Here is a 10,305-nt window from a genome sequence, read left to right as displayed (position 1 = left end):
CACCGTGCAAGCTCACCGATAATGGCCTCACAAATGCACGATGATTGCAGCGGCAACGAGACAATCAGGACACTTCTTGGAAATGCATTCTAACCGCTCATCCTTGACGACGGCAGTCCCGTCGGCATCATCACCGGATACTGAGCAGGTTTTCCTACTCTCCGTATGGCACCAAAGAAAAGCCGTACCCGGCTCGATGCCGGGTACGGCTTTGATATTTCGGTCAGAGGAGAGGGCTCCGCCGGTGGCGGAGCCTCGTGATGCCGATCAGTCCCGGTTCGGCCGGGACCAGATGAGCTGGAGGCCATCCTCGCCTTCGACCTCGGCGAGTGTCGCGTAGATTGGAGCCGGGAAGCTCGGATCGTCGAGCTTGACCGAGAGGTAGTCGCGGCCTTGCTCGGAGGTCTTCTGCCAGGCGGCGCCCAGTTCTACGCTGCCGGCGTAGACGCGGAACTGCGGGCCCTTGTCGGAGGGGTTCTCGACCCGGGCGATGCGGGCCTTGACGTTGAGGGCGAGGGTACGGATGGAGCCGGTGAAGCCGTTTTCGGTGGAGGTGAAGGTGCCGATGGTTGCCATTGTCGTATTCCTTTTCTCGTGTTCGGGCCGCGCCCATCGCGGCCTCGATGGCTGTCGCAAAGACCGGTGACGATCGGACCGCACCTGATAAGGCCGGAACACAGTGGAGGGCGGCAACTGCCACTTTTGTTAGTTGGAGAGGAATGGCGGCGCAGCCGGCAGGGGTAAGAAAAGTGGTTGTGGCCGTTGTGGTAAGACGATCGAGGCGCAGCCGGTCTCCGGTCAGACATGCCTCATCGAGCCCGCAGATGGGTTGCCGGAAACTCTGACGGAAGGGAGATCGCAATGGCGTTCGCTGCATTCGCCATGTGTACGAACGGCATCCCGCGCCACGCACGCCGGGACCGCTCTCATCGTCTGCTTCATCAGGGGACAAGCGTTCCAGCTAACATTGGCCCGCTTGCTGACTGCGCCCGGTGCGATATCGTTGGCCTCGCGAATCTTAGCCTGGAGGATCAATGCGTCAGCAGACCAAGCCGTTCATAGTCGAACGCAAACCGTCCCGCAAACCCAAGCCCGACGCTGCAAAACCGTCGATCTGGGGCAGGCTGGATGCTGACATTGCGCAAGGTCTTAGCGATCACCGTGATATAGACCACGCGGCCGCCACCGGTGGTGACGACCGCGCTTGAACCTCAGGCCGCAACCTTCATATCCGTTTCCGGCTGCAGCGAATGCAGGAAGCTCACGGCCCGTTGCGCATGGGCCGCTGCTTGGAATATCGCCCGCTTGTCGTTGGCCAGCACCGATAGCCACGACTGAAGATAAGAAGCGTGATCTGGCCGCGGTTCGAGCTCCGGCGCGATGCCAAGATCGGCGCAAAGGAAGCAACTGCCAAGTTCGGCAATAAGCTCTTCCCGGGCCAGCTCAGTCCTGTCCTTGGCGTAGCGCGACAGGTCACGTCCCACGCGATGCTCCGCCGCAGTCCAGTGAGTTGCCTCATGGCTGAGGACGGCCGTATATCCGGCAGCATCGCGAAACGCCTCGAAGGGCGGCATCTGGATATAGTCCATGACCGGGGAGTAGTAGGCCTGATTGCCGCCGTGACGGATGACTGCACCCGTATTGCGGAAGAAGCGATCGGCGCTCTCGAGGCGCTCGATCGGCTCAACAACCTTTGCCGGCGGCGCGTAATAGCCGTCGGGCAGGCCGTCGATCTGCTCGACGTTAAACACCGAATAGGCCTTGAGGAAGGGGATCTCCCGATCGACCTCGTTACCGTTTCCGTCCGGTTCCGACTTGGTGAAGCGGCTGGCGAAGACGACGGTTGAGCCAGTCTCGCCCTTGCGCACAGCCCCGCCCAGTTCGAGGGACTGCTTGAACGTCATCCACATTGAGGAGGCGAAGCCATGCGATATCTGCTCTGACCATAGGAGCAGAACGTTCATGCCCGAGTATGGCTGGCCATTGTGGCGCACGGGTCGACTGATACGGCCACCGGTGTTGGCGGCGTTCCACGGTTTCATCCAGGGACGGACACCCTTTTCAAGATCCTCGACGATCCGATCGGTGATCCGCGTGTAGATGTCCGCACGGTCCAATTCTGATTTCTTTGCCATGACTTCTCTCTCCTTTTTAGGGACCGCGCCGATCGCGGTCCGTTACGGAGGTCCGAAGTCAGGGGCCAATGGCGTGACCAGGCACCGAAGGCCGCAACAGCGTGGAGGACGGCGAAGCCGTTGCAGGGGCACCCGGCTCCTGCAGGACCGCCGCGCGGGACGGGCCGCGATCGGGCGTCGCCAGTTTTCCTCTTCGCCATAAGAAAAGCCGGCGCTGCAGGCGCCGGCCCTCGGTCAGAAAGAGAAGGCGGGGTGCAACCCCGCCGAATGTGTCATCCGAAAGCAGCCATCTGAACTTCGGCCGCCTTGCGGTCGAGCGATGCGCCCGGGTTTTCGACCGGCCGGTCGAAGGGTTTCCAGGTCTCCCCGACGACCTGTTCGTAGGCTGCCACCGCGCCCTCGGCTGCCATCCGCAGCGCGTGGGACTGGATACCCATGTCGGCCGCGAATTCGCGCTTGCGCTGGGCGGCGCTGTCGTAGCCGACCGGACCATCGAGATCTGCATCTCGGGCATCGTTCGATGCCTTGGCTGTCGCGTCGCGTGCTTCGGTGACAGCGCGGGAGTAGAACTGCCCGGCGCCGTGCGCCGATCCGACGAAGGCCCCGACGATACGCTGCAGGTGGATCTGCATGGCCTTTTCGCCGAGACCTTCGGAGAGGCTGTCGGCGGTCTCGACGATCAGCCGCTCGTGCAGACTGCGGATGCCATCGCTGTCGACGGCTGCCGTGCCGAAGCTCTCGGCGATCTTGAGGGCATGGGCGGCATCAGGGCACGAGAGGCGGACCATTTCCAGGGTTGCTCCGCGGCGAGCTTGCGATATCCGTGCGTTGGAGCGGTGGGGAGTTGCAGGCTTGGCCATATCAGTTCCTTCCTTGGCTGCCGAAGCGGTTCCGGCCCGTGCCGGTCTGCCCTTCGATGCGGACGAACAGGAACCGGCAAAGGACGGGCGGCTTCACAGGTCCGATCCGGCTGAACAAGCAGGGCAGGTTCGCGGGCCAGCAGGTTTCGACCTGCTTAGGACCGCGAGCCTGCTCTCGCGCAGTGAGGCTGGATCGGCCGCCACGCGGCGCGACAGCGGCCTTGAAACGCCGGGCCGCCGGTTCAGACCGCAGCAACACGAAGGGCGGTCCGACACGGGTCCGATATCTCTCTCCAGCGGGAAGGAACTGATATGGCCAAGCCCTCCATGCCGCTGGCATCGAAGCCAGGAAAGTCCCGAACCCGCGGGTCCGTTTCGGGTCCGCCTATGCCGCCGGATAATGCACAGGCATATCGTCGCGATCTTGCAGTTCACCGATGACCTGCTCTTGCACCGCCAGCCCGCAGGCGATCATGTGGAGTTCGACCCAATGCTCGAAGGTAAGGCGGTCGGCGAGCTCCTGATAGTAAATTCGGAGGCCGGATCTTCGGCGATTCCGGCGCCGGGCATTCACCGTCGTCGCCTGTCTTCTGGCGCGCGACGCAATCTGCCGTGTCAGATATTCCAGATGCCGCTGGATCTCTCGCCGGGCTACGAATGCTTTTGCCAGCGATTTCGATGCGCGTATGTCGATCATGTCACAACCCCGGGCTTCGACAGCCGATAAAGGAGGACGGCCCGTCATTTTAAGCGTGTTGCGCGGGAGTGACGACGAAGCCGTCCGCGCTGGTGGCAAGCTCCACCCCCGAAAAATCGGGGGTGGGTGCTGCCATGTTCGACTGGAGGGCGGCGGTCATGCGGCTGCCCTCTGATCGAAATCCTGATCATCCTCCTCCTCGGAGCCGACATCGGTGTCCTTGGGACCGTCGTGATCCCCTTCTTCGCCGGCGTGACCTTCCTGCTCCTCACCGAGGTTTTCATCATGACCGTCGTCATCCTCGTGCCCACCCGAGCCGAGGATATCCGTGGCAGCACCTGCTCGGATCCATTCAAGCAACTCGTCGGCTGGCGGTGCGAAGAGCGCCGATGCATGCACGAAGTGCTCGTTTGCGAAATGCTCGACAAGCGCTGCGCGGGTCTCGCGGACCTTCGACCGTGGCTGCACGGATGCCTCGGCGCACGACGCTTCCAACGCCTGGCGCGACAGGCACAAGAGGAAATCTTCCGAACCCATGTTCGGCAGGTATTCGTCGGCGCCGATTGCCTCGCCTGCAATACGGGCCACCATGCCGCTATTCGACATGCCCCGGCGGCAGGACAGAACGTCGATCAGCACTGAGCGAACGGCGACCCGAAGCGTGTCCTGATCGAAGGCGAGCTTGCCATGCTCGTCGAACAGGGTAACGGCGTGGCGCGAGAAGCGCTTGCCGCCGTAGAAAGTCCCGTCTGCACCGGAATCGACACGGACGTTCTGCCCGGCGAAAGCCAGCACCATCAGCGCCATCAGCATGTCATCCTCGATCGGCGCGCGGCCGAGCGCATCATGCAGTGCGTCGGTTCGGAAATCGCCGATCATGTCGTGGCCCTTCTGGGTCACGTCGGGCCGAATTTTCGGAGGGGCCACCGCATCGCTATTGCTGCCCGCGGAGGATCCGTCGTCAGCAGCGCCCTTCGGCTTTGCCGCCTCGGGCATGCGATAATGCACGGTCTGCACCTTGCCATCGCGATCGAGGTAGAGCGCCGTGTGATCGGACTTCGACGGCTTGCCATAGACCTGGGAGGCCTTCTTCGGCAGTTCCGCCTGGCCCCAGCTATTGACCTCGACGATGGCCCCACGTTTCGGCAAGTTGCTCATCATCCATTCGTGCTGGGCGCCAAGGAAGCCCTCGACATTCGTCGTGTAGCGGCCATCCTGATCGGCCGGCGCGAAGAGGTCTTCAACCCACTCGATCCCGTAGGCCTGCGCCAGATCGTCACCGAAACTTGCGTCCCTTGCATACATGCGCTTCTTGGTGAGCGCGTTTGCGATCTGCCACCACGGAGCCGTGTCGCCCTTCTTCGGCTTATGCGCCTTCCAGACCTCCTTCTGGTCGACTTGGCCGGCGGCGGCGATGATCCGCAATTGCTGCTCTGACGGCATGTCGCCCAGCGCCATCTGTTCGAGCATCGCCGAGAGGACATTGGCGAGCAGGCGCAGTTTGCGGATCTGACGAACAGGTAGCGCAAGGGCTACAGCTATCGCTTCCTCGGTCCAGCCGAGAGCGACTAGCCGTTCGATGCCCCGCCATTGATCCACGGGGTTGAGCGCTTCGCGAACAGAGTTTTCGACCATGGAGCGCATGGCGCCGTTGTCGTTCGCCGCATCGACGACGAGGATTTCGATTTCTTCCAGTCCAGCGGCGATGGCCAATCGAACCCGGCGATGCCCGGCGTCGATGATGTAGCCGTTTCCGCCATCTGTTTCCGGTGCGACCACCGGCGGCTGGACGATGCCGACGGCCTTGATCGTCGCCAGCATCAATGCATCAGCCTGCGGCGACGACTTTGTCTGGCGCATCCTGTCGGGGTTTTCCTTGAGGGCGCGCGGGTCAACCTTCATGATCTGCATAGGATTTGTCCTTGTCTGGAGGGTTCCGGACCAGCACCTCGCCAGCCCTTCCTGTCTTCATTTTTTCGAAGACACCTCCCAGGCCGCGGAGCGGCCGGACTGCCGCAACTGCGGCCGAGCATCCCTGCTGCCTAGGGCGAGCGGGGCTAACAGCCCTGCGAAGGACAGGCGGCCGGGATGACGCAGGCGGCGGTTGAGCGATAGCGCCGGCAGGAGGACCGATCTGCGACCGGTTCTTGCTCCCTGCTTTTCTTTTCTCAACCCTTACTTCTCAATTCGAGCCGGCGCTCGAAGACGAGACTGCTAGCGGCAGCCATAACTTGAGGATGGGACTAGGTCCGGCGCCCCAGAAGGGCGAGACCATCGGCGAGCATACGCTTCAAGATCAGCTTCCTGCTTTCCGGTGCAACAGGACCGGCTTCGGCGGTAGCAACAGCAGCAGGCGGTGGATCGGCGGCCTCGGATGGCGAGACCGGCAGAGGCTGTTCGACCACTGCGGCGACAACGACGTGCGTGATTGTCGTCTCGTCCGATTTCACCGCGACGGTGACCTGTCCTCCGGAGCGGATGCGGTCGACGCCCTTTTGAGCAGCCTCCTGCTCGTCTTGCGCTTCGACCAGCGATGTCTGCGTCACGAGAAAAAATGGCATGTGTTCCCACAGAGTGTTTTAGTGCAGATCTCAGCCGCAAAGGTGGCACGGTCAAGGTGCAGGTACCGCATTGCGCTCGCATCGGACACAAAAAAGGCGCTCGACCCGTAAGGGGAGCGCCTTCTTCTGTATCCCGGGACAAGGTCAAACGCCGCGGCGATTGCAGCGAGCAGGGCATCGTCTCATCGGGAAGTGATGGTCAGATATTATCGGCGAAGAGCAATTTCAAGTCGAGATCAGGGATCGGGGCTGATGGATTGAGCCAGACGCGCGTTCAGCGTTCAAAAGCCGATCCGCAAAGTAACGCGATGGCGTGGTCCCAAGCGCCTTCCTGAACATGACGATGAAGGCTGTCGTGGATTCGTATCCCAAGTCACCTGCCACCTGCTGGACTGTGGCCCCGCCCGCCAGTTCCCGCAGCGCGATAACGAGATGAAGCTGGCGCCGCCAACGGCCGAAGCTCAATCCGGTCTCGTCGACCATAAGTCGTTTTAATGTTCGTTCACTGACGGCGACATGCTCAGCCCATTGGCCGAGGGTCCGCCGGTCGCTCGGATCTGCCAAGAGAGCCGCAGCAATCGACGCGATCTTTGGATGAGCGGACACAGGCAGCTCCAGCCTCTCACGCGGCATCAGCGCAAGTTCATCGAGCATGACCCGCACGAGGCGCTCGACATGAGCGTCGGGAGCATCACTGTGCGATAGGTCCGCCACCCGATGGATCATCTCCCGGAGCATTGGCGATACCGAAAGCGTGCAGCATTCAGTAGGTAGCTCAGCCGCGCCGGGCTCGACAAACAGGTATGTCAGACGGGCATTGGGCGTAACCTGATTGCTGTGAGGAACGCCGCCAGGGACCCAGAGCCCACAGTCGGGTGGGACGATCCAGACCCCGCTTTCCGCGGTGCATGTCACCGCACCATGGAGCGCCAGGATCAGCTGACCCTGCGGGTGCTGGTGCTGCACCCCCTCGGCTTCGTAATCGGCGAAGTCCACTCTGAACGCCATCGCCGGCCCATGCGAGAGTGTCAGATCTACAGCGGTGCTGCAGGTTGGCTTCATCAAAGGTTGGCCTGATTTCGAGATCATATGGTATTATCTCCACTTTCGCCCATCAAGCAATCCTTTAAGAATCGGCTCAGCAAACTGTAGGAGATGAGCCATGCGTATCGCCGTGGTTGGTGCGACCGGCAGGATCGGCGCCAGACTGACCGAGAACCTCTTGGCCAAAGGCCATTCCGTCATAGTTCTATCGCGAGGAGGGCCTGCTGGTTCGAGCGGCTGCATTCCTATGCGGCGGAACTGTTCGAGCTTGATGTGCCGGTCGCCCTTGTCGGCGATTTCAACGTCATGCCCACTGATCTCGATGTCTACAAGCCGGAGCGCTGGCGCGACGATGCCCTGTTTCGGCCTGAGGTGCGGGCCGCCTATGCCGAGCTCGTTGCCATGGGCTGGACGGACGCCGTCAGGCTGCTGCATCCGGAAGAGCGGATCTACACGTTCTGGAAGTATTTCCGCAACGCCTTCGCCCGAGACGCGGGCCTTCGCATCGACCATTTCCTGCTCAGTCCATCACTGCGGGACCGCCTGCAGATCTGCGGTGTCGACAAGTTCGCGCGCGCCTGGGACCACACCAGCGACCATGCCCCTGTTTGGATTGAGCTGGTTGATGATTGACTTACCTTAGATGAAGAGGGGTCAGTTGCCGGGCACCGCGTTCAGAGGTCGCTTGTCTGCCTTGATCGCGCCGAGGCAGGGGCAGACGCTCTTTGCAGGAGAACGGAAAAGGTGACGACGTCCAGACGATCGCTGCGGCGGTGTGCGGATCGCACCGAGCAAATCACGGCGACAGACATTCCTCGCAAATGCCATAACAGTCTTCCTCGGTCGATGCGGGCCCTCCGCAACAGGCGCATGGGGGAGCCGCCGGATCAACGGTGACGGTCTCCGGCAGCAGGATCTCAATGTCGGCGTCTGCAAAGAGGTCTACGGTGTCTTCTTCCATCTCGATGCTCCAAGTCGAGGGTTCCGACTCGAGATAGTCATGCGGGCGGCAACCTCAAGATGGGCGTGTTGATATGCTCTCCTTTGAAGTCCACCCGTCTTCGCTGCGAACTTGAAACGAACACAATCAGTGGCTATCTATTGCGCATCGGCTTCGCTGGTGAGTGTCCCAAGGGATATTCGCGATAGCCGAAGTCGCTTTCTGCTTTTGACCACGGATGTACTGGCACTGGTATGAGGAGCGACATGAGAAGGTCGGTGCGAATTCGCCCCGGCCTTTTTTTGTTGCGCCAGCATTCAACGCCTGTCGGAACGACCGCGTTCTCCTTGTTGATCCCGAGCAACGCCCAACCCATCTACCCAGGATGCCGAAACAGAAGATCATCATCGCTTCCGCGCTCGTGGAGACTTGGACACTGTCGCCTGCCGCCACTTTCGGCTCGTCGGTTCGCGCCAAAGGGATCCTTTTGGAAGTCCGGGCCCGTCTGCCCGTGGCCGTCAGGAAATCTCTCGACGTGAACGGCATGGCTCTCGTTTTGGGGATGGCGGAAGACAGCGAGCGAGAGTTCGCCTCGGCTTCAGCAGCCGTCACCCAGGCGCTCGAAGGGATCGAAAACCTGCCGGTCATTCCGCGCGAAATCCAGGACATCCTCGGTATCTCCGCGGGCGAACGGCATCGTTGGCTGAAGGATGGCCGTCTTCCGAGCGCCGGAACACGCACCGTGCGATTGAGCGGCCGCGCAAGGCAGATCACCTTCCACGTGTTCGATCCCCGCGTGGTGGAGGATCTGCTTGACCGGGCCGTCGTCGATGAATGGCGTGTAGAGGATGTCGCCGCGAGAGCGGAGAACAGAAGACAGGCCGTCTACAGGGCGAAACTTACCCGTTCGCTGAAGAAGGCGGCGAAGAAGCCAAAGGCAAGCGAGCGCGAGGTTGATGCCGCCGCCGCCAAGCTCCTTGGTTGGGACGAATTCGACGTCGATGGTCTGCTGCGATAGCGGTAGTCCGACATGCGCAGTGATAACAGGCCGCTGGGTATGATTGCCCGCATTTTGCAGCCACCATACGTACGCGCAAGCGACACGGCTACCGCTCACCGAGACGCGATAGGTCCGACCCGCCCGGCGCAAATAAGATCCCGTTATTGCGAACTTGACGGGTCCGTCATTTTGACCTATTTACAGAATTCTGTAATTTTAAAGTTTGGAATTCGATATGACACAGCTCGAATACGACAACATTTTCGACTCGATCACAGACGATCCGATTGAGGCTGCGGATTTGACGTTGCGATCCGACCTCGTCAACACGCTGGTTGCGATCTTCAAAGAACGAGGGTGGAAAAACGCCGACATCGGAGCGGCGCTTAATATCCCGCAGTCCCGGGTAAGTGAACTCGTCCGCGGCAAGATTGCGGTACTGTCAGTCCAAAAACTTTTTGGCTACCTCGCGACGCTTGGTTACCGCTTCAAGCCATCGCTGGATGGCAACCACCACGTGGTGTGCCGAGTTGAGGAAAAACAAAAAGAGGCCGCGTAAGCGGCCCCTCTTTGTTACGGCCTCCGGCCTGTCATTTCTTCTTCGGCTTGTCTTTCGCCGCCTTGGCTTCCGCTTGGGTCAGTTCCCGAACCTCCGCCATCATCTCTTTATAGCGCGCTAGAGCCGTGTCCATTTCCTTCTGATCAGCTTTCTCGCTGGTCTTGGTGAAGGCGTGGAGGATGTAGACTGTATCGAGGTGTTTAGCGCAGTAGATAGCCCTGTAGGCCGGCGAACCGTTTTCGCGCAGTTCGATGACGCCTTTCCATTCGCCTTTGAGAACTTTGAAATCGTCGAGTGGGTCTTCACCCTCTTGGACCCTTCGTATCTCCGCTGAAAAATTGATTCTAATATCCGTGGGCAAATCCATGAAAGCGCGTTTTGCGCCTTCGTTGACGTACTTAAATTTCTTGGACATTGAGTTTCGGATTCCTCATTGCTTACGTGACTCTCTTTCTCCCGCTCGGCGGGTCTGTTTCAGGCGCATGCACAACGCACAGCCCACAAGCGTT

The 10,305-nt window shown here is 60.8% G+C and carries 13 protein-coding genes and 1 pseudogene; 5 read left to right on the top strand and 9 right to left on the bottom strand.

Going from position 1 to position 10,305, the window contains the following annotated elements; translation table 11 throughout:
- Window positions 1-267 precede the first annotated feature (267 nt).
- The gene (locus ACIQJ2_RS35695; protein ID WP_018326263.1) at window positions 268-576 is read right to left on the bottom strand and encodes a DUF736 domain-containing protein; all 309 of its coding nucleotides are present in this window, start codon (window positions 574-576) and stop codon (window positions 268-270) included.
- 458 nt (window positions 577-1,034) lie between these two features.
- Here ACIQJ2_RS35695 and ACIQJ2_RS35690 point away from each other — a divergent pair, with 458 nt between their 5' ends.
- Window positions 1,035-1,208: a hypothetical protein gene (locus ACIQJ2_RS35690; RefSeq protein WP_400676668.1), complete on the top strand. Its 174-nt coding sequence runs from the start codon at window positions 1,035-1,037 to the stop codon at window positions 1,206-1,208.
- Window positions 1,209-1,211: 3 nt separating this feature from the next.
- On the opposite strand, the gene ACIQJ2_RS35685 is transcribed toward ACIQJ2_RS35690, so the two are convergent.
- The 6 genes from ACIQJ2_RS35685 to ACIQJ2_RS35660 all read right to left on the bottom strand — a co-directional run bounded on the left by ACIQJ2_RS35685 (window position 1,212) and on the right by ACIQJ2_RS35660 (window position 7,342).
- Window positions 1,212-2,135, bottom strand: coding sequence for an ArdC family protein (locus ACIQJ2_RS35685; protein WP_400676670.1), 924 nt, complete (start codon window positions 2,133-2,135; stop codon window positions 1,212-1,214).
- Between the two features lie 272 nt (window positions 2,136-2,407).
- Window positions 2,408-2,995: a hypothetical protein gene (locus tag ACIQJ2_RS35680; protein ID WP_400676672.1), complete on the bottom strand. Its 588-nt coding sequence runs from the start codon at window positions 2,993-2,995 to the stop codon at window positions 2,408-2,410.
- A 385-nt stretch (window positions 2,996-3,380) separates the two neighbouring features.
- The gene (locus ACIQJ2_RS35675; RefSeq protein WP_400676674.1) at window positions 3,381-3,692 is read right to left on the bottom strand and encodes a hypothetical protein; all 312 of its coding nucleotides are present in this window, start codon (window positions 3,690-3,692) and stop codon (window positions 3,381-3,383) included.
- Window positions 3,693-3,848: 156 nt separating this feature from the next.
- A complete protein-coding gene (locus ACIQJ2_RS35670; RefSeq protein ID WP_400676676.1) occupies window positions 3,849-5,603 on the bottom strand; it encodes a ParB N-terminal domain-containing protein in 1,755 nt (584 codons plus the stop codon).
- Between the two features lie 332 nt (window positions 5,604-5,935).
- Window positions 5,936-6,253, bottom strand: coding sequence for a hypothetical protein (locus tag ACIQJ2_RS35665; protein ID WP_400676678.1), 318 nt, complete (start codon window positions 6,251-6,253; stop codon window positions 5,936-5,938).
- Between the two features lie 225 nt (window positions 6,254-6,478).
- Window positions 6,479-7,342, bottom strand: a complete 864-nt coding sequence (locus tag ACIQJ2_RS35660; protein ID WP_400676680.1) for an AraC family transcriptional regulator — start codon at window positions 7,340-7,342, stop codon at window positions 6,479-6,481.
- Between the two features lie 73 nt (window positions 7,343-7,415).
- Here ACIQJ2_RS35660 and ACIQJ2_RS35655 point away from each other — a divergent pair.
- Both ACIQJ2_RS35655 and ACIQJ2_RS35650 read left to right on the top strand, forming a co-directional pair.
- Window positions 7,416-7,523: pseudogene (locus tag ACIQJ2_RS35655) on the top strand (NAD-dependent epimerase/dehydratase family protein); the annotation flags it as partial.
- A complete protein-coding gene (locus tag ACIQJ2_RS35650; RefSeq protein WP_400676789.1) occupies window positions 7,505-7,930 on the top strand; it encodes an exodeoxyribonuclease III in 426 nt (141 codons plus the stop codon). The pseudogene ACIQJ2_RS35655 and the gene ACIQJ2_RS35650, both read left to right, overlap by 19 nt.
- A gap of 163 nt (window positions 7,931-8,093) precedes the next feature.
- Here the strand turns inward: ACIQJ2_RS35650 and ACIQJ2_RS35645 are convergent, their stop codons facing one another.
- Window positions 8,094-8,258 carry a hypothetical protein gene (locus ACIQJ2_RS35645; protein WP_400676682.1) on the bottom strand — a complete coding sequence of 55 codons (165 nt, stop codon included), beginning with the start codon at window positions 8,256-8,258 and terminating at the stop codon, window positions 8,094-8,096.
- A gap of 364 nt (window positions 8,259-8,622) precedes the next feature.
- On the opposite strand from ACIQJ2_RS35645, the gene ACIQJ2_RS35640 reads away from it, so the two are divergent.
- Together ACIQJ2_RS35640 and ACIQJ2_RS35635 are read left to right on the top strand one after the other, a co-directional pair.
- Window positions 8,623-9,255: a hypothetical protein gene (locus ACIQJ2_RS35640; RefSeq protein WP_400676684.1), complete on the top strand. Its 633-nt coding sequence runs from the start codon at window positions 8,623-8,625 to the stop codon at window positions 9,253-9,255.
- A 217-nt stretch (window positions 9,256-9,472) separates the two neighbouring features.
- Window positions 9,473-9,796 (top strand): helix-turn-helix domain-containing protein, encoded by a 324-nt coding sequence (locus ACIQJ2_RS35635; protein ID WP_400676686.1) that lies wholly within the window; start codon window positions 9,473-9,475, stop codon window positions 9,794-9,796.
- Between the two features lie 31 nt (window positions 9,797-9,827).
- Here ACIQJ2_RS35635 and ACIQJ2_RS35630 read toward each other — a convergent pair whose 3' ends face one another.
- Window positions 9,828-10,211 carry a type II toxin-antitoxin system RelE/ParE family toxin gene (locus tag ACIQJ2_RS35630; protein ID WP_400676688.1) on the bottom strand — a complete coding sequence of 128 codons (384 nt, stop codon included), beginning with the start codon at window positions 10,209-10,211 and terminating at the stop codon, window positions 9,828-9,830.
- Window positions 10,212-10,305: the final 94 nt, after the last annotated feature.

It is taken from the genome of Rhizobium sp. NPDC092011, assembly GCF_044756305.1.
GTDB lineage: Bacteria > Pseudomonadota > Alphaproteobacteria > Rhizobiales > Rhizobiaceae > Rhizobium.
The sequence above is the reverse complement of the archived record's forward strand: the minus strand, read 5'-3'. Positions and strand labels throughout refer to the sequence as shown.

Excerpts from the sequence above, each read along its gene's own strand:
- ACIQJ2_RS35645 (WP_400676682.1), bottom strand. The coding sequence starts at position 8,258 with ATGGAAGAAGACACCGTAGACCTCTTTGCAGACGCCGACATTGAGATC.
- ACIQJ2_RS35665 (WP_400676678.1), bottom strand. The coding sequence starts at position 6,253 with ATGCCATTTTTTCTCGTGACGCAGACATCGCTGGTCGAAGCGCAAGAC.
- ACIQJ2_RS35685 (WP_400676670.1), bottom strand. The coding sequence starts at position 2,135 with ATGGCAAAGAAATCAGAATTGGACCGTGCGGACATCTACACGCGGATC.
- ACIQJ2_RS35675 (WP_400676674.1), bottom strand. The coding sequence starts at position 3,692 with ATGATCGACATACGCGCATCGAAATCGCTGGCAAAAGCATTCGTAGCC.
- ACIQJ2_RS35660 (WP_400676680.1), bottom strand. The coding sequence starts at position 7,342 with ATGATCTCGAAATCAGGCCAACCTTTGATGAAGCCAACCTGCAGCACC.
- ACIQJ2_RS35630 (WP_400676688.1), bottom strand. The coding sequence starts at position 10,211 with ATGTCCAAGAAATTTAAGTACGTCAACGAAGGCGCAAAACGCGCTTTC.
- ACIQJ2_RS35635 (WP_400676686.1), top strand. The coding sequence starts at position 9,473 with ATGACACAGCTCGAATACGACAACATTTTCGACTCGATCACAGACGAT.
- ACIQJ2_RS35680 (WP_400676672.1), bottom strand. The coding sequence starts at position 2,995 with ATGGCCAAGCCTGCAACTCCCCACCGCTCCAACGCACGGATATCGCAA.
- ACIQJ2_RS35640 (WP_400676684.1), top strand. The coding sequence starts at position 8,623 with ATGCCGAAACAGAAGATCATCATCGCTTCCGCGCTCGTGGAGACTTGG.
- ACIQJ2_RS35670 (WP_400676676.1), bottom strand. The coding sequence starts at position 5,603 with ATGCAGATCATGAAGGTTGACCCGCGCGCCCTCAAGGAAAACCCCGAC.
- ACIQJ2_RS35695 (WP_018326263.1), bottom strand. The coding sequence starts at position 576 with ATGGCAACCATCGGCACCTTCACCTCCACCGAAAACGGCTTCACCGGC.
- ACIQJ2_RS35690 (WP_400676668.1), top strand. The coding sequence starts at position 1,035 with ATGCGTCAGCAGACCAAGCCGTTCATAGTCGAACGCAAACCGTCCCGC.